Source organism: Salinisphaera shabanensis E1L3A, from assembly GCF_000215955.2.
In the GTDB taxonomy this organism is placed as follows: domain Bacteria; phylum Pseudomonadota; class Gammaproteobacteria; order Nevskiales; family Salinisphaeraceae; genus Salinisphaera; species Salinisphaera shabanensis.
The window spans coordinates 111042-135128 of sequence record NZ_AFNV02000003.1; the positions used below are offsets into that span (position 1 = coordinate 111042).

At 63.5% G+C, this 24087-nt stretch carries 18 protein-coding genes and 3 pseudogenes; 9 read left to right on the plus strand and 12 right to left on the minus strand.

Annotated elements, in window-relative coordinates:
* Window positions 1–877 (minus strand): annotated as a pseudogene (locus tag SSPSH_RS02410) (LysR family transcriptional regulator).
* Window positions 878–987: 110 nt separating this feature from the next.
* On the opposite strand from SSPSH_RS02410, the gene SSPSH_RS02415 reads away from it, so the two are divergent.
* The 4 genes and pseudogenes from SSPSH_RS02415 (at window position 988) to SSPSH_RS02430 (ending at window position 6331) form a co-directional block, all read left to right on the plus strand.
* Window positions 988–2721, plus strand: coding sequence for an acyl-CoA dehydrogenase family protein (locus SSPSH_RS02415; protein WP_006914213.1), 1734 nt, complete (start codon window positions 988–990; stop codon window positions 2719–2721).
* Window positions 2722–2747: 26 nt separating this feature from the next.
* Window positions 2748–3928 (plus strand): annotated as a pseudogene (locus SSPSH_RS19820) (CaiB/BaiF CoA transferase family protein).
* Between the two features lie 132 nt (window positions 3929–4060).
* A pseudogene (locus SSPSH_RS19745) lies at window positions 4061–5078 on the plus strand (acyl-CoA dehydrogenase family protein).
* Window positions 5079–5167: 89 nt separating this feature from the next.
* A complete protein-coding gene (locus SSPSH_RS02430; RefSeq protein WP_006914210.1) occupies window positions 5168–6331 on the plus strand; it encodes a TAXI family TRAP transporter solute-binding subunit in 1164 nt (387 codons plus the stop codon).
* A 108-nt stretch (window positions 6332–6439) separates the two neighbouring features.
* Here SSPSH_RS02430 and SSPSH_RS02435 read toward each other — a convergent pair whose 3' ends face one another.
* The 4 genes from SSPSH_RS02435 to SSPSH_RS02450 form a co-directional block, all read right to left on the minus strand.
* Complete coding sequence (locus SSPSH_RS02435; RefSeq protein WP_006914209.1) at window positions 6440–8455, minus strand: ABC transporter ATP-binding protein; 2016 nt, start codon at window positions 8453–8455, stop codon at window positions 6440–6442.
* Window positions 8456–8622: 167 nt separating this feature from the next.
* Complete coding sequence (locus SSPSH_RS02440) at window positions 8623–9447, minus strand: manganese catalase family protein (protein WP_006914208.1); 825 nt, start codon at window positions 9445–9447, stop codon at window positions 8623–8625.
* A 65-nt stretch (window positions 9448–9512) separates the two neighbouring features.
* The gene (locus tag SSPSH_RS02445) at window positions 9513–9953 is read right to left on the minus strand and encodes a DUF2383 domain-containing protein (protein WP_006914207.1); all 441 of its coding nucleotides are present in this window, start codon (window positions 9951–9953) and stop codon (window positions 9513–9515) included.
* A gap of 134 nt (window positions 9954–10087) precedes the next feature.
* On the minus strand, window positions 10088–10726 hold the full coding sequence (locus SSPSH_RS02450) for a hypothetical protein (RefSeq protein ID WP_006914206.1): 639 nt from the start codon (window positions 10724–10726) through the stop codon (window positions 10088–10090).
* A 185-nt stretch (window positions 10727–10911) separates the two neighbouring features.
* On the opposite strand from SSPSH_RS02450, the gene SSPSH_RS02455 reads away from it, so the two are divergent.
* On the plus strand, window positions 10912–11790 hold the full coding sequence (locus tag SSPSH_RS02455) for a sulfite exporter TauE/SafE family protein (protein WP_021031319.1): 879 nt from the start codon (window positions 10912–10914) through the stop codon (window positions 11788–11790).
* A gap of 27 nt (window positions 11791–11817) precedes the next feature.
* On the opposite strand, the gene SSPSH_RS02460 is transcribed toward SSPSH_RS02455, so the two are convergent.
* From SSPSH_RS02460 to SSPSH_RS02480, 5 genes are all read right to left on the minus strand, one after another.
* Window positions 11818–13281, minus strand: a complete 1464-nt coding sequence (locus SSPSH_RS02460; RefSeq protein ID WP_152522712.1) for an ABC transporter permease — start codon at window positions 13279–13281, stop codon at window positions 11818–11820.
* 53 nt (window positions 13282–13334) lie between these two features.
* On the minus strand, window positions 13335–13628 hold the full coding sequence (locus SSPSH_RS02465) for a HigA family addiction module antitoxin (RefSeq protein WP_006914203.1): 294 nt from the start codon (window positions 13626–13628) through the stop codon (window positions 13335–13337).
* Window positions 13628–13906 carry a type II toxin-antitoxin system RelE/ParE family toxin gene (locus SSPSH_RS02470; protein ID WP_040607314.1) on the minus strand — a complete coding sequence of 93 codons (279 nt, stop codon included), beginning with the start codon at window positions 13904–13906 and terminating at the stop codon, window positions 13628–13630. Before SSPSH_RS02470 ends, SSPSH_RS02465 begins: the two co-directional genes overlap by 1 nt.
* Before the next feature lie 63 nt (window positions 13907–13969).
* Window positions 13970–14944: an ABC transporter permease gene (locus SSPSH_RS02475; protein ID WP_006914201.1), complete on the minus strand. Its 975-nt coding sequence runs from the start codon at window positions 14942–14944 to the stop codon at window positions 13970–13972.
* Window positions 14944–17289: an ABC transporter substrate-binding protein gene (locus SSPSH_RS02480; RefSeq protein WP_006914200.1), complete on the minus strand. Its 2346-nt coding sequence runs from the start codon at window positions 17287–17289 to the stop codon at window positions 14944–14946. The genes SSPSH_RS02475 and SSPSH_RS02480 overlap by 1 nt, the downstream gene beginning before the upstream one ends.
* On the opposite strand from SSPSH_RS02480, the gene SSPSH_RS02485 reads away from it, so the two are divergent.
* The 3 genes from SSPSH_RS02485 to SSPSH_RS17685 all read left to right on the plus strand — a co-directional run bounded on the left by SSPSH_RS02485 (window position 17288) and on the right by SSPSH_RS17685 (window position 21937).
* Window positions 17288–19189 carry an AMP-binding protein gene (locus SSPSH_RS02485; RefSeq protein ID WP_006914199.1) on the plus strand — a complete coding sequence of 634 codons (1902 nt, stop codon included), beginning with the start codon at window positions 17288–17290 and terminating at the stop codon, window positions 19187–19189. The genes SSPSH_RS02480 and SSPSH_RS02485 overlap by 2 nt on opposite strands.
* A gap of 107 nt (window positions 19190–19296) precedes the next feature.
* Window positions 19297–20703, plus strand: a complete 1407-nt coding sequence (locus tag SSPSH_RS02490; RefSeq protein ID WP_006914198.1) for an SH3 domain-containing protein — start codon at window positions 19297–19299, stop codon at window positions 20701–20703.
* A gap of 13 nt (window positions 20704–20716) precedes the next feature.
* Window positions 20717–21937, plus strand: a complete 1221-nt coding sequence (locus SSPSH_RS17685) for an SH3 domain-containing protein (protein WP_006914197.1) — start codon at window positions 20717–20719, stop codon at window positions 21935–21937.
* A 101-nt stretch (window positions 21938–22038) separates the two neighbouring features.
* Here SSPSH_RS17685 and SSPSH_RS02500 read toward each other — a convergent pair whose 3' ends face one another.
* Both SSPSH_RS02500 and SSPSH_RS02505 read right to left on the minus strand, forming a co-directional pair.
* A complete protein-coding gene (locus SSPSH_RS02500; RefSeq protein WP_006914196.1) occupies window positions 22039–22554 on the minus strand; it encodes a GNAT family N-acetyltransferase in 516 nt (171 codons plus the stop codon).
* Window positions 22551–22937 (minus strand): DnaJ family domain-containing protein, encoded by a 387-nt coding sequence (locus SSPSH_RS02505; RefSeq protein WP_006914195.1) that lies wholly within the window; start codon window positions 22935–22937, stop codon window positions 22551–22553. The genes SSPSH_RS02500 and SSPSH_RS02505 overlap by 4 nt, the downstream gene beginning before the upstream one ends.
* A gap of 189 nt (window positions 22938–23126) precedes the next feature.
* Here SSPSH_RS02505 and SSPSH_RS02510 point away from each other — a divergent pair, with 189 nt between their 5' ends.
* The gene (locus tag SSPSH_RS02510) at window positions 23127–24077 is read left to right on the plus strand and encodes an alpha/beta fold hydrolase (protein WP_006914194.1); all 951 of its coding nucleotides are present in this window, start codon (window positions 23127–23129) and stop codon (window positions 24075–24077) included.
* Window positions 24078–24087: the final 10 nt, after the last annotated feature.

Here is a 24087-nt window from a genome sequence, read left to right on the forward strand (position 1 = left end):
TTACCGCGCCTGGCTCAAGCACGTCGCAAACGCGTCCGCGAGTGCGTTAGTAATGCCGCTGCGCCGCAGCAGTCGAATTTCCGACGTGCCCGCATTGCCTCAATTCCCGAAAACAGGCATCACCGCGCTCTGCATGTTTCAACGGCGCTGGAACCAGTGCGATACCCATGCCTTTTTCGACCATTGTCACGACTGTTTGCCACAGCCGTACTTCATGACGAATGTCGGGGCTGAATCCGGCCTCCACGCACAGCGCCACGATTCGGTCGTGGTAATGCGGTGATACGGCGCGCGGAAACAGGATGAAGGGTTCGTCGGCGAGGCTTGCCAAGTCGATCGGACCGGTGCCAGCACGTGGATGACCGCCTGGCAGACAGCACACAAAAGATTCGCTTAGCAATGCATGGCTGCTGATGTCGTCGCCATGCCGGATGCCGTGCGCACAGCCGAGGTCGATACGTTGGCCTGCCAGGGCCGCGATCTGTTCTTCGGTGTTGAGTTCCTTGAGCACGATATCGATATCGGCATGCTCGTGACCGAACCGGGCGACCGCCTCCGGTAGACCGCGGAATAGCATCGAGTTAACGAAGCCGACCCGTAGCCGGCCGGTCAGGCGTCGTGACGAGCGGCGCACGAGTTGTTCCGCATCGGCGGCATGGGCCAACAGATGTTCGGCTTCGGTTAGCAACAACGCGCCGGCCTGGGTGAGCGTTACGCGTTTGTTGGTGCGTTCGAGAAGAGTCACGCCCAGCTGCTGCTCGAATTTCTTGATATCGAAGCTGAGCGCTGGCTGTGAAATATGCAGCCGCTTGGCTGCCCGACCGAAATGCAGCTCTTGAGCGACCGCCACGAAATAACGCAGTTGTTTGAGATTCATACGGTGCGACATGTTCGATAATTTTTGTTTATCGAACAGGATACCGATTGTATTGGACGTCTATCGAAAAGGCGCCCTAATCTGCGGCAAAGCCCATCAAAAGCCCCGCTATGTCGACGCCCGCATCCGATCGCGACCAGGCCAACCCGCAAAGCAATATTCCTGACGCGCACGGGCTGAGTCTGTTTGAGCGCGACCCCGGTTTGGCCCGCCTGCTAAGGGTTTATCTCGGCGACGATCGATACCGCGAGCTCGAACCCCAGCTTGTCGATCTCGGTGAACGCGCGGCCGGCGAGCTCGACGACTGGGCGATGACGGCGGACAAGAATCCGCCCACGCTAGTGCATCGCAACCGGCGCGGCGAAGACAGCCAGCGTATCGAAAAACATCCCAGCTATATCGCGCTCGAACGCGTGGCCTACGGGGAGCTCGGCCTGGCTGCGCTCAGTCATACCGATACCAAACGCCCGTCGCTGATCAAGTACGCGTTGACGTATCTGTTCGTCCAAGCCGAGTTCGGCCTGTGTTGCCCGGTGAGCATGACCGATTCGCTGACCCGCACGCTGCGCAAGTTCGGCGATGCCGGGCTCATCGACAAGTTTCTGCCGTATCTGACTTCACGCGATATGGACACGCTCTACCAGGGTGCGATGTTCATGACCGAGCAGGCCGCGGGTTCGGATATCGCCCGTATTACGACTCGAGCCACCCGTGGCGACGACGGCGAATGGCGTCTGCGCGGCGATAAATGGTTCTGTTCCAATGCCGATGCGGATTTGGCCATGGTGCTCGCCCGGGCCGACGACGGCCCCGAGGGGATGGCCGGTATCGGCTTATTTCTGTTGCCGAAAACCCGCGACGACGGCTCGCGCAACAGCTATCGCATCGTGCGGCTCAAGGACAAGCTGGGCACGCGCTCGATGGCCAGCGGCGAAATCGTTCTGGAGGGCGCCACGGCCTATCTGATTGGTGATATCGGCCGCGGCTTCCAGCAGATAGCGGACATGATGAACATGTCGCGGCTGTCCAACGGCGTGCGTGCGGCGGGGTTAATGCGGCGTGCGCTGAGCGAGGCGTTGCATGTCGCGCGTCATCGCGAGGCCTTCGGTCGTCGGCTCATCGACATGCCGCTCATGCAGCGCCAGCTACTCAAGATCATGCTGCCGGCCGAACAGGCGCGCTCCATGTTCATGCATATCAGCCGCCGTCTGGACGCCGCGGATGCCGGTGACGAGACCGCGGCCAAGCATGTGCGCCTGCTCACGCCGCTGATCAAGTTTCGCGCCACCCGCGATTCTCGCAAGGCGATCGGCGACGCCATGGAAGTGCGGGGTGGGGTCGGCTATATCGAGGAATGGCCGGAGGCGAAGCTGTTGCGCGACGCGCATCTGGGCTCGATCTGGGAAGGTACGAGCAATATCGTTGCGCTCGATGTAATGCGCGCGGTACGCCGCCAGAAAACCCTTGCACCGTTGATGGACTACCTACATTCCCTGGTAGCCGATATCGCAATGCCTGAGTGCGCGACGGCCGTTTTCGCACCGCTCATTGACCGCGTCTCCGGACTCGTGGAGGAGACGGCCGAACAGAAAGACGACGATATCGTGCGCCAGGTCGCCAGTGCGCTCTACAACCTGTGCAGCGCGGTGTTTCTGGCCTGGGAAGCCGCCCAGCAGCCGGACGATGCGCGTCGGCTGGCACTGGCCCTGCTCGTCGTACGTTACAAGCTGCAGCCGGCCGATCCACTCACGCCCGAGCCTGCGGGGGATGAGACCGAGCTGCAGCGCGCGCTGTTGGATGAAACCCCGCTCTCGGTCGATCAGGCGCTCACGCTGTGCCCGTGATAGGCATGGGTACAGACAATGAAGCGATGAGCACCGGCGCATTGCAGGGGCTCAAGGTCGTCGATCTCAGCCGCGTGCTGGGCGGGCCGTTCTGTACTCAGGTATTGGCCGATCACGGCGCCGACGTGATCAAGCTCGAGCCGCCGGGCGGCGATGAAACACGCGCCTGGGGGCCGCCGTTCATCGATGGCGTGGCGGCTTATTTCTCGGGCCTGAATCGCAACAAGCACGGCATCTCGATCGATCTGTCGACCGATGCGGGACGCGATCTTTTGCTGACGCTGCTTGAAGACGCCGATGTGTTCGTCGAGAACTTCAAGCCGGGCACGCTCGAACGCTGGGGGCTGGGCTACGACGCGGTGCTCGCCGAGCGTTTCCCTGCACTCGTTCACTGTGCGATTTCCGGTTTCGGGCCAACCGGCCCGTTGGGCGGTCTGCCCGGTTATGACGCGGTTATCCAGGCCATGGGTGGGCTGATGAGCGTCAATGGCGAGGCCGGTGGCGAACCGTTGCGCGTGGGTGTGCCGATCGTGGATATGGTGACCGGCCTCAATCAGCGTTGGGCATCATGATGGCGTTACAAGAACGCCACCACAGTGGCAGTGGCCAGTCGCTGGACGTATCGCTCTACGATTGCGGCGTGTCGGTGCTGCATCCGCATCTGGCCAATTATTTCGCCAACGGCAAAGTGCCGGCACGCAGCGGCAATGCCCATCCGAACATTGCGCCCTACGATACCTATGCCACCGGGGCCGACCCCATCTTTCTGGCAGTGGGCAATAACGGCCAGTTCGCCAAGCTTTGCGAGGCCCTGGGTGCCCCGGAACTGGCGCACGATCCGCGCTTTGCCGACAACAGCTGTCGCTGCGCACACCGGCCGGAACTCAAGCGTGCGCTTGAATCGCTGCTCGTGCGCCATCGCGCCGCCGAACTTGCGCCGCAGCTGATCGGCGCAGGCGTGCCCTGCGGGCCGGTACAGGATGTCGCCGCGGTCGCGGACCATCCGCATACCCGGCATCGCGAACTGGTGGCCGAAATCGGCGATTACCGCGGTACAGCCTCGCCCATCAAGCTCTCGCGCACGCCGGCCACCTATCGCAAGCCGCCGCCCGCGCTGGGCGCAGACAGCCGGGCGGTGCTGTCGTCGCTGGGTATCGACGATACGACCCAGCAAAAACTCATTGCCGCCGGTGTGGTGAAGGTCTAGGCCCAGTTCCGATATTAAAAACGGTACCGGCGTGCCTGATCGAGCCGGGCTGACCCAACCCGCACCGTGCGAAATAAAAGCGGGGACAAGCGTGCCGATCGATCGACACGCTCTATTCGAGAGGAGTGAACGATGAGTTTCGATTTCCAATGGGACGACGTACTGCAACTGGACGCCCAACTGACCGAAGATGAGCGCATGATCCGCGAAGCTGGCCGCGATTATTGCCAGCACAGCCTCATGCCGCGCGTGCTCGAGGCCAACCGCCACGAAATCTTCCATCGCGAGATCATGAACGAACTCGGCGATCTCGGCATGCTCGGTGCCACTATTCCCGAAGAATACGGCGGCGCGGGCCTGAACCATGTCTGCTACGGCCTGTTGGCCCGCGAAGTCGACCCGACCACGGCTCCGATCCTGGCTCCATGAGCACCAAGGCCAAGAAAGTCGACGGCGGCTATGTCTTGAACGGTGCCAAGAACTGGATCACCAACTCCCCGATCGCCGATGTGGCCGTCGTCTGGGCCAATCTCGACGGCAAGATCAACGGCTTCGTGGTCGAGCGCGACTTCGGCGGCATGGAAACACCCAAGCTTGAAGGCAAGTTCTCGCTGCGTGCCTCGGCCACCGGTCAGATCATGCTCTCCGACTGTTTCGTGCCGGAAGAAAACCGCCTCGACGTCGAAGGCCTGAAGGGCCCGTTCTCCTGTCTGAACAAGGCCCGCTACGGCATCTCCTGGGGCGCGATGGGTGCGGCCGAATTCTGCTGGCATGCCGCACGCAGCTATACGCTCGATCGCAAGCAGTTCAAGCGTCCGCTGGCCGCTCCCAGCTGATCCAGAAAAAGCTCGCCGACATGCAGACCGAGATCACGCTCGGCCTGCAGGGCTGTCTGCGACTCGGCCGGCTGATGGACGAAGGCAACTGGGCGCCCGAGATGGTCTCGCTGATGAAGCGCAACAACTGCGGCAAGGCGCTGGATATTGCCCGCCAGGCGCGTGACATGCACGGCGGCAACGGTATCTCGGACGAATACCACGTCATTCGTCACGTGATGAATCTGGAAGCGGTGAACACCTACGAAGGCACGCACGACGTGCACGCGTTGATTCTGGGCCGGGCCCAGACCGGGATTCAGGCCTTCGGCTGAACGGCCGGGCCGACGGCGCCGGCCTCGTATGCGCCGATCGCGACGAATAAACGTTCGCCGCCCATAAATAAACAGGAGGAGAAATCATCATGACTATCAGCGTATTGCTACGTAAGGGCATCGCGACACTCGGTATCGGCGCATGCGCGCTCGTGCCGTTGTCGGGCGCCGTCGCCAATGACGGCGACAGCGGCGCGACCAATCTGCCCGGGACCATGACCTGGTCGTCCTACGATATCGGCTCGGCCGGCTATGCCGAGGCGTCTGCGATCGCCGACGCCTTAGGCAAAAAATATGGCACGCGGATTCGTATTCAGCCCTCCGGTTCGGCCGTGGGCCGGCTAGAGCCGTTGTTGCGCGGCCGGGCCCAGGTGGGGTTTCTGGCCACCGAGACGTTTTTTGCGTCCGAGGGCGTGGCCGATTTCGCCGCACGGCGCTGGGGCCCGCAGGATCTGCGCGTGATCGCTGGCCGCCCGTCGTCGTTCGGCGTGTTCACTGCGCGCGATGCGGATATTAAAACGTTGAAACAGCTCAAGGGCCAGCGCGTGGCCTATACCGCCGGCAACCCGTCGACCAATCTCAAGTGTGATGCGTTTCTGGCGTTTGCGGGGCTGACTCGTGACGACGTCAACGCGATCATGTTTCCGACCTATAGCGCGACGATGAGCTCGCTGGCCCAGGGCAAGGCGGATGCGGCCTGTACCACGCCGACCACGAGCCAGACCTACGAGCTCGCGGAATCGCCGCGCGGCATCCGCTGGCTGGAACTGTCGCCCGAGAACAAGGCCGGCTGGGCGCGTCTGCAGAAAGTTGCGCCGTTCTTCCAGCCGTACGAAGAGACCATCGGCGGAGGTATAAGCGAAGATGAGCCGGTCGACATCCTGGCCTATCGCTACCCGATGATGGTGGTGCCCGCCGACGCGGATGATGATTTCGTCTACAACTATCTCAAGGCGCTGGATCAGGCTTTTCCCGAGTACAAGGATGCCACCGCGGCCATGAAACGTTGGGCGCTGGATCGTGCTGGCACGCCGCCGATCGATGTGCCGTTTCATCCGGGGGCGATCAGGTATCTCAAGGAAAAAGGCATCTGGACCGACAAGATGCAGCAGTGGAACGACCAGCGTCTGGCCCGTTTGAAAGCACTGCGCGCAGTCTGGAAAGAGGCCGTGGCGGAGGGCCAGGGTAAAAGCGACGAGGCCTTCGCCAAAATATGGGAGAAGAATCGCCAGCATGCAATCGACGCGTTGTAACAGACGCGCCGAGGGGAGCCGGCCGGGCTCGAATGCCCGGTCGGCCGATATCGAATCGATGCGCGGGTGACTTCCGGAGCCTGCAGAAATTTGCGCGCGGTCGCACGCTCAGTAGAGATGGCAGCGCGCCGTATGGCCTGCGCCGAAGCTGCGGGCTTGCGGGTTGTCTTGTTTGCAGCGGTCCATCACATGCGGGCAGCGTGGGTTGAAGCGACAGCCGGCCGGCGGATTGGCGGGTGAGGGTAGATCGCCGGCCAGATGAATTCGTTCGCCGCGCTTGGCGCTGTCGACACGCGGCATCGCCGAGAGCAGCGCCTGGGTATAAGGATGTTTCGGTGCATCGAGCACCTCGGTTGCCGGGCCGCGCTCGACGATCTCGCCGAGATACATCACCGCGATCTCGTCGGCCAGATAAGACACCACCGCCATATCGTGGGTGATGAACAGATAGGCGAGATTTCGCTCGGCCTGCAAACGCTTGAGCAGGTTGAGCACCTGGGCCTGGACCGATACATCGAGCGCGCTGGTCGGCTCGTCGCAGATCAGCAGACTGGGTTCCAGGGCGAGCGCCCGTGCGATGCAGATCCGCTGGCGCTGGCCGCCCGAGAATTCGTGCGGGTAGCGATCGAGCGCGGACTCCGGCAGGCCCACGTCGTCGAGCAGTTCGATGGCGATACGCCGTCGGGCGGCTGCGCTCTGACAGATCTTCTGCGCGATCAGTCCTTCCGCTATGATTTCGCCGACCAGCATGCGCGGGTTCATGGCCGAGAACGGATCCTGAAAGACCATCTGCAAATGCCGTCGGGCTTGTCGCAGGCGCTTGCCGGACAACGCGGCCAGGTCGTCTTTGCCGAAGCGCAGGGTGCCCGCGGTCGGCTCGATCAACCGGGCCAGCGCACGACCGAGCGTGGTCTTGCCACAGCCGGATTCGCCCACCAGTGCCAGCGTGCGCCCGCGTTTCACGTCCAGCGCTATGCCGTCCACCGCGCGCACGTGGCCGACCGTGCGTTTGAACACGCCTCTGGTGATCGGGAAATGCACGGCCACATCACGGGCTTCGAGGAGCGTTTCGGGTTCTGCTTCGCTCTTCACCTCATCGGCCGTGGTATCGGCTGCTGCAAGCGCGGCCGGTAAGGGCTCACCGCGATAGTTTGAATCGTAGAGATGGCAGCGAACCCGCGCGCCGGCATCGGTCTGCCAGGCGGGCGCGCTGGTACGGCAGGCCGCCCAGGCATATTCACAGCGATCGGCAAACCGACAGGCCGGAAGATCGGATGTGAGCGGCGGCACGGTGCCGGGGATGGCGGCGAGCTGGCACCCGCGCTGGGTGGCGCCGGGCAGCGAGGCGAACAGCTTGCGCGTATAAGGATGGCGCGGTGCCTTGAACAGCGTCTCGCGGTCGGCGAGTTCCACGATATGCCCGGCATACATCACTGCCACACGATCGGCCACTTCGTTGACCACGGCCAGGTCGTGGGTGATCAGCAGCAACGCCATGCCGCGCTCGCGCTGCAGGCGGGCCAGCAGCGCGAGAATCTGTGCCTGAATGGTCACATCCAGCGCGGTCGTGGGTTCGTCGGCGATGAGCACGTCCGGCTCGCCGGCGAGGGCGATGGCGATCACCACGCGCTGCTTGAGCCCGCCCGAGAGCTCGTGCGGATAGGCATCCCAGCGTGCCGCCGGGTCCGGCATGCCCACTTCCTCGAGAAGAGCCAGGCCGCGTTCGCGCCGTGCCTTGCCGCGCAAGCCGGCATGGGTGGCCAGCGCCTCGCCAATCTGCTGGCCGACGGTGAGCACCGGGTTGAGCGCGCTCATCGGCTCCTGAAACACCATGCCGATACGCGCGCCGCGGCGTTCGCGCATGGCCGCTTCCGAGAGACTCAGCAGATCCTCGCCGCCCAGGCGTACCGTGCCGTCCAGAAGGCGGGTGTTGGTCTTGGGCGTCAGCCCCATCAGCGATAGCGCCGTCATCGACTTGCCGCAGCCGGATTCGCCCAGCAGGGCCAGGGTTTCGCCCGGGGCGATGGCAAAGCTCACGGCATCGACCGCGCGCAGCACGCCAGCGGGCGTATCCAGATGCGTACGCAGCGCCTCGACTTCGAGCAGCGGGGGATTGGATGTCATCCGCTGAGTAAATCACCGGCGGGAGAAAAACGAAACCACCGACGCCTCGAGCGTCGGGCAAAAAAAACGACCGACAGGCAAAACGCCCTGTCGGTCGCGGTTTCTTCGGCTGCGGGGTCGCGAAGCCACCGGGCGGATACTGCGCCGCCCGGCGCCTTCGCCACGCCCTAGAGCTGGCCTTTCTGCACGCGCGAGCCTTCGCGCGCCTTGCCCAGCGAGGGTTCCTGGCCCTGCGGCTCCGGCTCGTTGCGAACCGAGTATTCGCTCTTGCCGTCCAGCGACGGGCCGCGGCCCCAACGGCCTTCCGGCGCCTGCTTGTCGAGCAGCGTATTCAGGTAATAGTAGGAATGTTCCTTCGCCTCGTGATCGTCCGGCGTGGTGTTCGGGATCGGCAGCTGGGCTTCCATGCCACCCAGTTCCTCGATTACTGCCAGCCACTGCTGCTGATGATAGGTATCGCGCGCGATCAGGAACGCCAGGAAGTCTTTCATGCCGTGGTCGTCGGTCCAGTTGTACAGGCGCGAGGCCAGTACCCGCCCGCCGGCTTCGGCTGCCACGTTGCACATCATGTCCGCAGCGATATTGCCGGTGGCATAGACATGGCTCATGTCGAAGGGCACGCCGTTGGCGTTGACCGGCATGGCCGACAGGCCCGAGGAGAGCAGATGACGCGGATTCATGCCGCCGAGGATGGCGTTGATAACCGGGTCCTTGGCGGATTCTTCCTGATAGGACAGCGGCGCGCCTTCGAGATTGAGTGCGACCGCGTGGCCGAGCATCTCGATATGCGACAACTCTTCGGTGGCCGTGGACATGAGCAGGTCGCGAATACGGTCGTCACCGCGGGCGCCCATCGCCTGAAAGAAATACTGCATGGCCACGCGGATCTCGCCCTCGATGCCGCCGATCGCCTGCTGAAGCATCATGGCGAACTGCGGATCGGGGGTATCGACCTTGACCGGGTACTGGAGCTTGGAGGAGTGACGGAACATAAATAGTCCTTGTTAAATAGTAAGAAAGGAACGGAAATCGCGCGGTGCGCGAGCGACAGGCGCGATCAGGCGCGCTCTTTCATCCATTCCTTGTGGCGGGCTTCGTCGGCCATGCCGGCCCGCAGTTTCTCGGCGAGTTCGCCGTCTACGTCATCGCGTTCGGATGCGCTGCGATAGGCCGATTCGGTCTCGACCTCGTTGGTGGCCATGGCGGTGAGAATGGCGGAATCGCCCGCCAGGGCGGCCACCTTGACCTTGCCTTCGGTGAGCAGATGCTTGGGGCCGCTACCGGCGGGCACCTCGGCGCCCAGGCCCGTGATATGCGGCGTCAGATCGGCGATATGCCGTTCGTGGTCCTTGCGGAATGCGCGCAGCATCTCCTGTGCCTTGGTGTCTTCGAGGCGTTCGATCGCGGCGTCGTAGGCGTCGATCGCGTCGTAGTCGAGCCGCACCAGATTCTGGAGCAGGTCGGTGAGTTCGGATTCGTTGCCAACCAGAGTGACCATATATAAAGGCCTGATTTGAAGCTGAGCCCAGACCATGCGCCTTTTGAATCAGGCCGGTATATGCGCATCAATACCCTCAGCAGTTGTACCTATGTACTCTTGTGAGGGGGCGCTGGGCGGTGTTCGAGGCGGCCTTAGTAGTCGCTGCGCATCACCCGTTGAAGGTCGCGCTTGAGACGCCGCCTGTGGCGCCACCCTTTCAATAACGTCGTGTCTACTGACGTTGGGCCCACGCGTTCGCCAGCGGAATCGAGGCTAAAGTCACGCACCGCGCCGATGAGTTTTTCGTCCGGGCCGTAGTTCAGGATCGCGGTAACGGTGAAGCGCTGCAGGTTAATCGTGGACACGGGCGCTTTGCGGCTGGCGGTCAGGCCGGCGTCGAAGGCGCTGGATTCGAGCAAATCGCTGAACCGGCCAAGGCTGATATGGGCATTGCCCTGCACCGGGCCCAGCACGCCTGTGCGGGTATAGCCACCGCCGGCTTCCTCATCGCTGGCCGGCTGGTAGGCGTTGACCGTACCCCGCGCATGGCCGTCGGCGGTCTGCATATCGATGAATACGGAGCGCAGATAGGCCGACTCGAGGCCCATATTGGCCAGATAGCAGCGCGACTGCAGGCCGCGCCCGCCGGCCTGCTTCAAGAACAGTCGCGGCAACTGACTGCGATACAGGCCCTTGGCCATCAGCTGGCCGTAAACGGTCCAGACGATAAGCGTGGCAGCCGTTATGCACAGCGTAAGCACCTGGGCGTTGGCGCTGATGAAATCCCACATGTTGGCGGCTCGACGCGATTTTAAACCGCCACCCTACAGGTCCTGAGCCCACCCCCGGCGCTGCCAGCAGTCAAGGCAGCTTCCTATAGATGAAAAAGTGATTTGTATTTCAATTAATATTCTTTTTTGTCGGGTATTCGGGCCGGATAGAGGTCGCGTCTTGATCTCATCGTCCGGCGTTTCGGGTGCAAAAACTTATATTGTTCGGTATTGCGGGTTTCGTTGCGCAACTGGTCGACGGCTCGCTGGGCATGGGCTATGGGCTGACCTCGTCGACCATGCTGATCGCGCTCGGCATCAGCCCGGCCGTCGCCTCGGCCTCGATTCATTTCGCCGAGATCGCGACCACGGCCGCCTCCGGGACGGCCCATTATCGGTTCGGCAATGTCGACGTCGCCCTGCTCAAGCGTATGGTCGTACCGGGCGCCCTCGGTGCCTTCGTCGGAGCGCTGTTTCTGGGCTCGATTTCGGGCGACCTGATCAAGCCGTTCGTATCAGCCTTCCTGCTGTTGCTGGGCGTGTACGTCACCGCTTCGGTCCTGCTTGGCCTGCGTAGAACGCGCGAGAAGAAGCTGCTGTCGCACTGGAAAACGGTGCCGCTATCGATCGTGGCCGGATTTTTCGACAGCGTGGGTGGCGGTGGCTGGGGGCCGATCGCCACGCCCACGCTCATGGCCCATGCCGGGATGGAACCGCGGCGCGTGGTGGGCACGGTCGATGCCAGCGAGTTCGCCGTGACGCTCGCCGGCTCGCTGGGGTTTCTGCTCGTGCTCGGCCTGCATGGCATCAACTGGTCGTGGGTGGCGATCTTTGCCGTCAGCGGGCTCATCGCGGCGCCGATCGCCGCCGCACTCGTGCGCTATCTGCCCGCCCAGGTGCTGGCCGCGATCGTGGGCGGCGCGATCATTCTGACCAACGCCCGTACCGTGCTGGCCTCGCTCGGCGTCGATGCGGCGGTGGTGAATTCGCTGCTGCTGGGTGGGCTCGTGCTGTGGGCCGCGCTCGTGGCCTATGTCGTACGCCAGCATCGCCGCAGCGCGACGCTTGCCGAGGCAACCGCCTGAGCGCCGGCCGCAGTCAATAGGTGGTAGCTATCGGGCGCCGCCGGCTGGCTCAGCCGGTGCCCGGCGTTTGACAGCCCGCCCGCCTTCGGCGCCGCGCAGGCGCGGGTCGAAGGCATCGCGTACGACGTCCGCGAACAGATTGGCGGCCAGTACCAGCACCAGCATGAATACGAAGGCCCCGCCTAGGCGCCACCACACGATCGGGTCGCGGGCCATTTCCATGCGCGCGGCATTGATCATGTTGCCCCAGCTGTTCATGGTCGGGTCCACGCCCACGCCGATATAGGACAGCACCGCTTCAGCCAGTACGAGTGCGGAGAAATCCAGCACCACCTGAATGAGCACGATATGCATGACATTGGGCAGCATGTGCCGGGCGAGAATACGCATCGGCGAGCTCCCCAGCCCGCGTGCTGCACTCACGTAATCCAGTTCCGAAAGCTTGCGCACTTCGGCGCGCAGTAGTCGGCACAGCCCGGTCCAGCTGGTGATGCCCAGAATCAGGCACAGGAACAGCAGCCGCAGGTCGGCCCGTGCCGTGGTCGAGCCGAAGGCCTCGGCATGGTTCTCCATATAGACCTGCATCATCAGTACCGCGGCGGCGATGAGCAGCACGCCCGGGATCGATGACAGGGTGGTGTAGAGATACTGGATGACGTCGTCCACCCAGCCACGGAAATAGCCGGCGAGCGTGCCCAGCAGCAGGGCAAAGGGCAGCATTACCAGCGTGGTGAGCATGCCGATGGCCAGGCCCGTGCGAATACTCTTGATTGCCTGATAGAGCACGTCCTGGCCCACCTTGTCGGTGCCCAGCACGTGGTATTGGCCCGCCAGTGAAGTAATCACGCCCACGAGCACGGCCAGTACGGCCACGGTGATCAACGCCGCCCGCCAGGCCAGCGGCGTGGTATCGCGCAGGATATCGCGGGCGACGGTGGCCGGCGGCACGCGCTGGTGGGCGGCGATCAGCCCGATCAACGGCACGCATAGCGCAAGCCACACCGCCAGACCCCAGCCCGCGCCCCGGGCCGCGCGGCGGGCGATATCCTCACCGCGGGTCAGGCCGCTGTCGTTGAGCGACGTGCCGGCATGGGCCAGGCGCGGGTAGACCTGGGCCTTGCTGCCATCGGCGGTGGTCACCACCTGCTGCACGTAGGAGTGCAGCGCGAACGGCGCCGAATAGGTGTATTCCGTGTGCTCGATCAAGGGCGCGGCGATCGTATCGAGCAGGCTGACGACCTCGCCGGATACGCGCGTTTCGCCGGCCTCGTTGGTCATCGTCGGCCGGTAGTGGATGCTGTCGAGCACGCCGATGGCCGTGTAGGCCAGCAGTATTACCAGCGTGACCATCCCAACCGGCCGGGCAAACACCCGCAGCCACGGCACCCGCAACGGCTTGCTGCGCGCAGCGCACACCACGAACACCGCGATCGCAATCAGCAGCAGGTAGATCAGCGCGTCGGTGTAGAGGAGGACGTACAACGTTTTCAGCTATGCCTGGAAAGAAAGGTCATCGGCGCGATCCTCGGTGAGTCGATCCCTGATCAAGCCGTGTCGAACTCGATTTTCTCGACCGTATCCAGATCGATCGTACGTCGTGCCTGCCAGAGTTCGTACTGATCCTGTATGGCCATCCAGCTTTCGGGCGAACGCCCGAGCGTTTTCGAGAGTCGCAGTGCCATTTCGGAGCTGATGCCGCTCGTGCCTTTTAGTACGCGATTGAGTGTCGAGGGCGCCACGCCGAGCTTGCCGGCTAGTGCGCGCCCGGTAATACCGTGTGGCTTGAGATATACCTCGCGGATGAATTCACCGGGATGCGGGGGATTGTGCATGGTCATCAGTGATAATCCTCGTAATTCAGCACGTACGCGTGGCCCTCTCGAAATTCGAAGGTGAGGCGCCAATTGCCGCTCACCCATATCGACCATCGATCAACGCTGTCTCCACAGAGCGAATGCAGCTTGAAGCCGGGTATATTCATGTCGTTGACCGTTTGCGCGGTATCGAGCGCGGCGAGCTGCATCCGTAACCGCTTTGCATGATCGGGCTGTATGCCCGCCTTTGAACCGGTTTCGAAATATCGCTTGAGCCCTTTATGCCGGAACGATTTAATCACGGGTTGATTTTAGCGCGTTGCGCAACATGCAACAAGAGTCGAAATTTCCCCACAATCCGGCACTCATAACCGTATCCGCGGATCAAACAGCGTATAGCTGATATCGGTCAGCAGCAGTCCGACGATATAGAGCACGGAGCCGAGGAACACCATCGCCCGCACAATGGCGAAGTCCTGGTTGTTGATGGCCTCGATCGTATAGCTGCCCAGCCCCGGGATGCCGAAGAAGGATTCCATGATCAGGCTGCCCATGAACAGCAGCGGCAGCAGCACGACCACGCCGGTGAGAATGGGGATCATGCCGTTCTTGAGTACGTGCACGAACAGAATGCGCAGGTCGGACAAACCCTTGGCGCGGGCGGTGCGCACATAGTCCTTCCCGTACTCCTCCATGAAGATGGTGCGATACCAGCGCGTGCCGGAACCGATGCCGCCCACCACGCCGATGATCACCGGCAGCACCAGGAACTTGCCCATGTCCCAGCCCGCGTCAAAACCGGAAATGGGCACCAGATTCATGAGCTTGCCGGCCACGTACTGGCCCGCGATGATGTAGAACAGCGGCGAGATCGACATCAGCACCACGCACAGCACCACGCCGCCCCAGTCGATCGCCGTGGAGCGAAAGAACACCAGCAGCAGCCCGAAGGTGATGTTCACCAGCATGCCCACGATGAGCGTGGGTACGGCCAGCGCCAGGCTCGGACCCATGCGTTCGAGAATGTCTGAGGAAATCGAGCGACCGGAATCAGAATGCCCGAAGTCGAAGGCGATTACTTTTACTGATTTCTGAAAGAACAGCGTCTCGGTCAGGCTGTCGAGACCGTCGACTTGCTCGTTATAGATATAGGGCAAGTCGTAGCCGTGGGTGGCTTTCCATGTCTGGATCGCCTCGGGCGTAACGCGCTTGAAGCCGAGCTGCATGCGGGCGATATCGTCCGGCGTGTTCACCACGAAGAACAGCAGGAAGGTGATCAGGTTGACGCCGATGAGCACCGGAATCGCATAGAGCACGCGGCGGATGATGTAGGCCAGCATCAGCGCATGCTCCGTCGAACGGCGCCGTGCTCACGACGGCGATAAATCCAGAAGCCGGGCAGCAGCAGTGCGATCAGCAAGCCGATTCCTGCCGCCACCGGCCAGAGCACCGGCGCATTCCATTCGCGGCGTTTTTCGGCACGCAGCGCGCCGTCCAGGCGCAGGTATTTCAACGAGCTCTGGATCATGCCGTTGGGCTTGGTGTTGTGCAGCCACTGGTGGTAGAGCGCGTACTGTCGCGGGAAATACCCCCATTGCCAGGGGGCGTCGCGGCGCAGGATCGTGAGCATGCGCTCGATGATCGCCTGGCGCTCAGGGCTGTTCTCCATCACCCGCATCTGGCGAAACAGCCGGTCGTATTCGTCGTTTGAATAGTTGGCATAGTTCGAGCCGGCGTGCTCGGCGGTGCCGTTGGGCCCGTAGAGCTGCGACAGGAAATTCTCCGGGTCCGGATAGTCGGCCATCCAGCCGCTGCCGAAATAGATCTGGACATTGCCTTCGGCGATTTTCTTTTGAAAACGCGGCCAGGTCGTGGCACGCACGACCAGCTGAATACCGAGCTTGTCGAACTGCTGGCGCATCCAGTCCATTTGCGTCTTGAACTCGGGGCCGGTGGCCGGCGTATCGATATTCACCAGCAGCGATTGGCCGGTGTTCGGATCGATACCGTTCGGATAGCCGGCCTCGGCGAGCAGCTTACGCGCAGCGTCGATCGGCTTGCGAACCGCTTCGCCGTCAACCCAGTCGTAAACCACCGGGTTCATCCCGGCCTTGCCGTCCTCATATCCGAACAGCCCGGGCGGAATCGGGCCCTGGGCGACAATGCCGCGGCCGTTGAGAAACAACGGGATATAGCTTTCCATATCGATAGCGATCGAGATCGCCTGGCGCAGCTTGCGCCCCGAATCGTCCAGCCCGCCGACCACGTCATCGTTGAGGTTGAAGCCCAGGTAGAAGATGCCGGGCAGCACCGTGGTCGCCAGATCCATGCCGTGGTTGGTCATGGTGTCGGTGAGGCTCGGATTGCCCTCGGCGTCGATATTGATCGCCTGGCCGAAGGCATCGTCGCTGATGCCGGAGACGTCGTAATAGCCTTGCAGGAACTTGTTCCAGTAAGGGATGGATTCCTGTTCGCGGGAATAGACCGCGCGTTTGATGAACGGCAACGGCTTGCCAGCATCGGCCAGCAGGCCGGCAGCGCGGTCGCCGGCTTCGCCTTCGCTGGGATAGTGCTGGCCGTGAAAATTCGGATTGGCCGCGAGCACCATGCGCTGGTTCGGATTATTTTCGGTGAGCATGTAGGCACCGGTGCCCACCGGAAACGTATCCAGGGTGATATTGCGGGACTTGAGCGCCGGCTGATCGTAAAAGCGCGTCACTTCCGGTGGCACCGGCGCGAAGAAGGCCAGCGCCAGCCAATAGCGCAGCTGTGGATAGACGCCTTCAACGCGGATTTCGTAGCGGTGCGCGTCGATCACGCGGGCGCCCTCGAAGTCGAATTGGGTCAGGTCGAGCGACTCGCCGGGCGCCAGTTTGCCGCGTGCCGCCTCCAGGCGTTCGCGCAGTTCGCCGAGACCCACGATATGCGCACTCATGAGCCCGAAGATCGGCGAATTCACCTCGGGGCTGGCGAGACGCTTGATTTCATGGACATAGTCGCCGGCACGTAGTTCGCGCGTACCCTGATGTTCGAAATCGGCCGGACGGGTAATGCCCACCATGTCGGAGAGGGTCAGATTGTCGTAGCGTGGATTGCCGTCTGCGTTTTTCGCAAACGCCGGATGCGGCTGGTAGCGAATGCCGGGTCGGATATCGACGGTATACACACTCGTGGCCACGTCTTCTGCCGGCGTGTCGTCGGGCAGTGTATTGCCGTCGGCGTCGAGATACTGTGGTTCGGGCACCTCGGTCGCGGTGGCCGGGATGAGCGTATAGGGCCGTTTCAGATAGTGATATTGCAACGGCGGCTCGTAGATCGCGCCGGTAAAACTGGCCTCGTCGGTGGCGTAGGAGCGCGCCGGGTCGAGATGACGCGGCGGCTCGCGAAACGAGCTGTAGTAGATATCGCTGTCGCTATCGGCGTCCGGATAGGGATTGTTCCACGGCCCGTTGCAAGCGCTGGTTGCCAGCACCAACAGCGCGCATGCGGCCAGCCGCAGGCCGTTCAGGCGATGCATTCGATCAGGATTCGCGGTAGGCGCATCCTGCCAATGTAGACGATCGCGAAAGCGGCCCCAAGTCGTTTCGTCGGCGTGCGCGCCACCTTCGTCGTATGGAGCGCGTGCGGTGCGCGCTGGCACATTGGATGGAATAACAAAACGATAGTCGATCGAGGAGTGTGGCATGTCCTACCAGGCCGAATTCGAACAGGCCCTGCGCGATCCGGAAGGGTTCTGGGGCGAGGCGGCCGGCGCGATTCGCTGGACGCGCGCGCCGCAGCAGATTCTGGACGACAGCCGCGCGCCGTTCTATCGCTGGTACCCGGACGGCGAACTCAATACGGCGGACAATTGCCTCGACCGGCATGTGGAGGCCGGGCGTGGCGACGTGACTGCGCTGATCCACGACAGCCCGGTCACGAATTCGCAGCAGCGCTACAGCTATGTCCAGCTGCGCGACGCGGTCGCGAAGTTCGCCGGCGTGATTCGCAACCAGGGCGTGGAAAAAGGCGATCGCGTGATCATCTATATGCCGATGATCCCCGAAGCGGTCATCGCCATGCTCGCCTGTGCGCGTATCGGCGCGGTGCATTCGGTGGTGTTCGGCGGCTTTGCCGGCGCCGAGTTGGCCAAACGGATCGACGACGCCACGCCCAAGCTCGTGCTGTCGGCCTCCTGCGGCATCGAGCCCACGCGTATCGTCGAATACAAACCGCTGCTCGACCGCGGTCTGGAACTGGCCGAACACAAGGTTGAACGCTGTGTGATCTTCCAGCGCGAGACGCAGCGCTGCGAACTCACGCCCGGCCGCGATCTCGACTGGACCGATGCCCTGGCCGACGCCGAGCCCGCGGACTGCGTGCCGGTGGCTGCGACCGACCCGCTTTATATCCTCTATACCTCCGGCACCACGGGTAAGCCCAAGGGCGTGGTACGCGACAACGGCGGCCATGCCGTGGCCATGCACTACTCCATGCGCGCGGTCTATGGGCTGGGCCAGGACGACGTGTTCTGGACGGCTTCCGATGTGGGCTGGGTGGTCGGCCATTCCTATATCGTCTACGCGCCGCTGCTGCTGGGTTGTACGTCGGTGATGTATGAAGGTAAGCCGGTGGGCACGCCCGATGCCGGCGCCTTCTTTCGGGTGATTGCCGAACACAAGGTGGATGTGTTCTTCACCGCGCCGACCGCCTTTCGCGCGATCAAGAAAGTCGACCCGAACGGCGAACTGGCCACGCAGTACGACGTATCCAGCCTGCGTGCGCTGTTTCTGGCCGGCGAACATACCGACCCGGACACCGCCCGTTGGGCCGGCGAGAAACTCAACGTGCCGGTGGTTGATCACTGGTGGCAGACCGAAACCGCCTGGCCCATGAGCGCCAATCCGCTGGGTATCGAACAACTCGATGTGCCGCCCGGCTCGGCCGGCCGGCCCGTGCCCGGCTACGATACGCACGTGCTCGCGCCGGATGGCGAAGAAGTGTCCCACGGCGAAATGGGTGATATCTGTGTGAGGCTGCCACTGCCGCCGGGCTGCTTTCCCACGCTCTGGCAGAACGACGAACGCTACGAGTCCTCGTATCTGGAACAGTTTCCCGGCTACTACCGCTCCGGCGATGCCGGCTATCTAGATGCCGACGGCAATCTGTGGGTGATGAGCCGCGTCGACGACATCATCAACGTCGCCGGCCATCGCCTGTCCACCGGCATGATCGAGGAGGTCATCGCGGCCCATGCCGACGTCGCCGAAGCCGCCGTGGTGGGGGCGGCCGATGCCGACAAGGGGCAGCTGCCGGTGGCCATGGTCGTGCTCAAATCGAGTGCGACACGCGGCGGCCAAGAAATCGTTGCCGAACTGGTCGCCCATGTGCGCGATCAGATCGGCCCGGTGGCCGCGTTCCGACATGTCGCCATCGTCGAGCGCCTGCCCAAGACCCGGTCCGGCAAGATTGTAAGGGCCACGCTGCGAGAGATCGCCGACGGCAAGGACTGGACCACGCCGGCCACCATCGACGACCCGGCCATTCTCACCGAAATCGAAGCCCAGCTCGGCCATATCGGATACGCGAAACGTCGCGCCAGCTAACGCTGGGCTTGCTGCCAGGCGCTTGCGGGCTGTGCCGGCAGATGCCGGGCGCGGCCACATGCGCTACCGTAGCGCCCCATAATGCATGCGATGCGAGAGGGGCGCTGATGCGAGTCACGGCGGGGCTCGTCCTCGGGACGATTTTGCTGCTCGGCGTACTGACGGTTGCGAGCGCGCAGGCGCAAGAGCCCGGCTATGCGGCAGGGGCCGCAGCCTTTGCGCGCGGCGATTATGCCCGGGCCCACGAGATCTGGCAGCCGCTCGCCGCGGCCCATGATGTGCGCGCGCAATATGGCGAAGGCCTGCTCCACGCCAACGGCTGGGGCGTACCGCGCGACATGTTGCGCGCCCAGCATCTCTATACGGTCGCTGCCGAGCGCGGCCACCCCGGTGCACAGTACAATCTGGCCGTAATGAGAGATACGGGTAACGGCGTGCCGCGCGATACTGCCCAGGCCGCTTTCTGGTACACCGAAAGCGCGCGCCAGGGGCTGCCGGTTGCCGCCTACAACCTGGCCTTGATGACGCTCGCCGGAGAGGGGCTGCGCCGCGACCCGGCGCGTGCCGTCGCCTGGCTCGAGCGTGCGCGCGGTACCGATCGCGCGGCGTTGATCGCGGCCTTGCCAGCCGTTTCGGTTGCGACCGCCCGTGCTAATATCCGCCGTACACCTGGCCTGGATGGTGAAATACTCGCAAGGGCGAATCGTGGCGACGAGTTGCGCGTATTCACACAGCGCGCCGGTTGGGTTGAGATCTGGAAGATAGCCGGTGACGGTACGCCGGACACGGTTGGCTGGATCGCGCAGCAATTGCTTTCGAACACGCCCGACCCGAACGCCAAACCCGTCCGCCTGGATCGTTTCGAATTCGGGCCTCTGACCGATCTGGATGCGCGTCGCGTGCGCCGGCCCGCGCCAGCGCCGACACGCACGACCGTGCGCTCCCGTAGCGCTGCGGTCGACGCCGAGGGCGATCGCCTGCTACGTAATTCCGGTTGGCTGGTTGGTTTGAACACGGTCGATTTCGGCACGCCGCCGCCCGGCGAGTTCGCCCGTGTGGCCACCGAGCGTCTGAATGTACGGCGTATGCCGTCGGTGAATGCGTCGGTTATCGCGCAACTGCGCCGCGACGAGCGCGTGCAGGTGATCGACCGACGCAGCGGCTGGCGGCGGATCGCGCTGCCCGATGACGCCGGCAACGGCTGGGTCGCGGCCTTTCTCTTACAGGAAACACCTGCCACGGCCGATGGTTCGAGCAGTGGGCGTGCTGCACGCATTGGCGCGCGTAACGCCAACCTGCGCGCTGGCCCGTCGAACAACGCGACGGTGCTCGGCCAGCTACACCGGGGCGAACCCGTGCGTGTGATCGGCGAACGCCGCGGCTGGCGCGAAGTGCAGTTTTCGGGCGCTCCGGGACGGGGTTGGGTGGCAGCGTTTCTGATCGCGGGCGAAATCGCGCCGCCCGCGCGAGCGGCACAACGTGCTGCCGTACGTGTGGGTGAAAGCGGCGGTTGATGGCATTGGATTTATGAAAGACAAGCGCAACGCATGGCGCCGCAGATTTCTACAGGCGTTCGCAGTGCTCGCGATCGCGTTGAGCCTCCCCGCGCTCGGCGACGATTTCTCGGACGCGATCGTGGCTTATCAAAAGGGCGACTACGACACGGCCCACGACCTATGGGCGCCGCTGGCGGAAGCCGGTGATGCGCGTGCGCAGTTCAATCTTGCGTTGCTTTATGGCAATGGCCTTGGACGCACGCTTGATCGCGAAACCGCGCGACGCTGGTTTCAGGCGGCCGCGGAGCAGGGCAACGTGCAGGCGCAGTACAACCTCGCGCGCATGCTCCAATCTGGTGATGGCGTTCAAGCCGATGTTGCCGCTGCACGCGGCTGGTACGAAAAAGCCGCGCGCCAGGATTTTGCGCCCGCGCAGAACAATCTCGCGCTGATGTATCTCGAAGGTCAGGGCATGCCGCGCGATCGTGCCCGCGCGGTGCGCTGGTTCAGCCGTGCCGCCGAGAGCAGCCCGGAAGCGCGCAACAACCTCAGCGGCCTGGCGATGCGCCTGCCGGAGGCGCGGGTGATGGCCAGCCTCGTCAACCTGCGTGCCGGCCCGTCGATGCAATCTCGGATCCTCGATCAGGTCAGCCGCCAGGATACCGGCGTACTGCTCGACCAGCGCGCGGGCTGGTCGCGGCTGTGGTTCGTTGAATACGACAGTATTGGCTGGATCGCAGATCGATTGCTCGCTATCGACCGCACGCAGCCGGCGGTCTCGACCGATGGGGCCGATGCGAGCGAGCCCGAGGCCAGTGATACCGGCGCTGAAACATCGACAGACGCAATGCGTGCCGAGACGACGATGAATAGCGAGAGTCCCGCCCAAGCGCCCTCAGCCCGGACACAGCGCATCGCTGATGCTGGCGAAAAACAACCGGAAGGCGACAGCTCGAATGCGCCGCAAGGGCCGTGGTATACGGTCGCCAGCGGTTCGGCCGAGCTGCGTGACGAACCCAAGACCGACGCATCGGTACGAGATCGGCTCGCTTATGGCACCTCGGTGAAGGTGCTGGAGCAACGCCCGGGCTGGCGGCGGGTGGAGCGCGAAAACGGTGAAGCCTCGGGTTGGGTCGGCGCATTCGTGCTGACCCCGGACGACGCCGCCAACGCTCGTGAGGCCGCTCAGGCCGAAGCCCAGGCGCAGGTCGAGCGTACAACGCCGGCCGAAGTGGGAACCGGCGGTGGGTAAGCGTTACCGGCCAGGCGTACGCAACGGCTCGATGGTGGCGGCGCGGTTCGACAATCGCGGGAGATCGGTGCAGATGCGGGCAATATCAGGCGTATTCGGCGTTAGGCTTGGTTTATCGGCATGCGCATGACGTAATCGTCCATCACGAAGCCGTGGCCGATCGCTTTCACGTCTTCGCGTTCGATTTCGAAACCGGCGTGCTCGTACATGGCTACCGAAGCGGTATTGTGCCGGTTCACGCGCAGGCACAGGGCGTCCGCGTCGAGTTCCGCGCCGGTATGGCGGGCCCAGTCGACGAGTCGTCGGCCGATGCCCTGGCCACGGTAGGCGGCCAGGATGTAGAGCTTGTCCAGCCAGACGATCTCGGCGGCCTCTTCATCCGGCGACACGCCGGCAAAGCCGACCGGCGTCTGCTCTATCCAGGCCAGTACGAAGCGTGTGCCCTCGCTTTGCTGATGACTGAGTGTTTCGGTGTCGTACTGGGTAGCGAGCATATATTCGATCTGCTCGCGGCTGATGATGCCCGGATAATGCTCATGCCAGATTCGATGCGCCAGTTCGCCCAGCCGGTGGTGGTCGATATCGCGGGTGGCGGGTTGCAACAGGCAGTCGGTCATGGCGTGTATTCGTTGTCTTGCGTGAGTCGCTGGCGGATGGCGTTGGCGTAGTGCGGGTCGGACAGCAGCGCGCGGCCGCGCCGGCTTTCACGCAGTTTCGTTTCCAGCCAGCGCAGACGCCGCTGCAATCGCCGGGGTTGGTCGCCCTCGGTAGCGGCGGTACGCAGCAGATCCTCGATATCTCGGATTTCGCGTCGGGCCTCGATCTCGGCTGGCACGTAACCGGCGTTCTTGAGTAGCCGATAGCCGGCACGCAGCTCCGGCGGCACATCGCGGGCATCGTCGCGCGGTAGCGGCTTTCCGGCACCTTCCAGATCGTCGAATTCGCCGCGCTCGGCGGCCGCTTCGATATGCGCATCGGCGAGTCGATCGAGTAGGCTCATGGTGTATCGGTGCAGGCGTTGCGGCAGCGAACTACAGGCTCTGATTGTAGCCGTCGCAAGCGGTCGTTGCCGACCGGCAAAATTGCTCATGCGTGCGACGCTGGATGAGAGAGTTCCGTAAAATGCCGTTTTCCTCGCCGCGGCGCGTTTCGCACGGCGAGCGACATGGCGTTACGGCAAGGACATTTGATGACAGAGTTTCTCGCCCCGGCGCTGGACGGCGCCGACTTCAGCGATCGTGTCGAGGCCAACGGCCTGGAGCTGGCCTACGAGCAGTTCGGCCGCGATGAGCATCCTGCGCTGTTGCTCATCATGGGCCTGGGCACGCAGCTCACCGGCTGGCCCGATGCATTCTGCCGCGCGTTAGCCGATACGGGTCTGCGCGTGATCCGTTTCGACAACCGCGATATCGGGCTGTCAAGCCAGCTGGGCAGCCGCGGTCCGCGCTACGACGGCGCGCGTACTGCGTTCATGAAGTCGTTGTTCGGCCGGCGTATTCGGACCGCCTATACGCTCGACGACATGGCCGCCGACACGGTGGCTCTGATGGACGCGCTCGGTATCGAGCAGGCGCATCTGGTGGGCGCGTCCATGGGCGGCATGATTGCGCAGCTGGTCACAGCGCGACATCCGAAACGCGTGCTGACACTGACCTCGATCATGTCGACCTCGGGCGCGCGCCGGCTGCCGCGCGGGCGCATGAAAGTGCTCATGCGGCTGGGCAAGGCGCCGCGCAACAACGATCCGGACACCGTCGCCCGGCATATGGCCAAGACCATGCGCATGATCGGCAGTCCCGATTATGGGCGCAGCCTCGAAGACTGGACCAGCGAAATCCGGCGTAACGTCAAGCGCAGCTATCGCCCGGCCGGCAGTCGACGCCAGATGCTGGCCGTCATGGCCGCGCCGTCGCGTGTCGAGATGTTGCGCGAGATCACACAGCCGGCCTTGGTCATCCACGGCAAGGCCGATCCGCTGTTGCCGGTCAAGCACGGCCGCGATACGGCACGGCATCTGCCGAACGTGCGCTACGAAGAAGTCGAAGGCATGGGCCACGACCTACCGCCCCGGCTGCTGCCATCATTCGTGGAATGGATCGCCGAGCTCGTGCACGGCGATAACGACGAGCGCACGGATTAGGCGCGGGGTG

Bases quoted from the DNA above. Each gene is read 5' to 3' on its own strand.
- SSPSH_RS02475 (WP_006914201.1), bottom strand. From the start codon at position 14,944: ATGCTGGCCTACATCATCCGCCGCGTGCTCTATGCGATTCCGGTGCTC.
- SSPSH_RS02490 (WP_006914198.1), top strand. From the start codon at position 19,297: ATGCGAGTCACGGCGGGGCTCGTCCTCGGGACGATTTTGCTGCTCGGC.
- SSPSH_RS02445 (WP_006914207.1), bottom strand. From the start codon at position 9,953: ATGGTCACTCTGGTTGGCAACGAATCCGAACTCACCGACCTGCTCCAG.
- SSPSH_RS02500 (WP_006914196.1), bottom strand. From the start codon at position 22,554: ATGACCGACTGCCTGTTGCAACCCGCCACCCGCGATATCGACCACCAC.
- SSPSH_RS02430 (WP_006914210.1), top strand. From the start codon at position 5,168: ATGACTATCAGCGTATTGCTACGTAAGGGCATCGCGACACTCGGTATC.
- SSPSH_RS02440 (WP_006914208.1), bottom strand. From the start codon at position 9,447: ATGTTCCGTCACTCCTCCAAGCTCCAGTACCCGGTCAAGGTCGATACC.
- SSPSH_RS02485 (WP_006914199.1), top strand. From the start codon at position 17,288: ATGTCCTACCAGGCCGAATTCGAACAGGCCCTGCGCGATCCGGAAGGG.
- SSPSH_RS02435 (WP_006914209.1), bottom strand. From the start codon at position 8,455: ATGACATCCAATCCCCCGCTGCTCGAAGTCGAGGCGCTGCGTACGCAT.
- SSPSH_RS02480 (WP_006914200.1), bottom strand. From the start codon at position 17,289: ATGCCACACTCCTCGATCGACTATCGTTTTGTTATTCCATCCAATGTG.
- SSPSH_RS02415 (WP_006914213.1), top strand. From the start codon at position 988: ATGTCGACGCCCGCATCCGATCGCGACCAGGCCAACCCGCAAAGCAAT.
- SSPSH_RS02450 (WP_006914206.1), bottom strand. From the start codon at position 10,726: ATGTGGGATTTCATCAGCGCCAACGCCCAGGTGCTTACGCTGTGCATA.
- SSPSH_RS02510 (WP_006914194.1), top strand. From the start codon at position 23,127: ATGACAGAGTTTCTCGCCCCGGCGCTGGACGGCGCCGACTTCAGCGAT.
- SSPSH_RS17685 (WP_006914197.1), top strand. From the start codon at position 20,717: ATGAAAGACAAGCGCAACGCATGGCGCCGCAGATTTCTACAGGCGTTC.
- SSPSH_RS02465 (WP_006914203.1), bottom strand. From the start codon at position 13,628: ATGACCATGCACAATCCCCCGCATCCCGGTGAATTCATCCGCGAGGTA.
- SSPSH_RS02505 (WP_006914195.1), bottom strand. From the start codon at position 22,937: ATGAGCCTACTCGATCGACTCGCCGATGCGCATATCGAAGCGGCCGCC.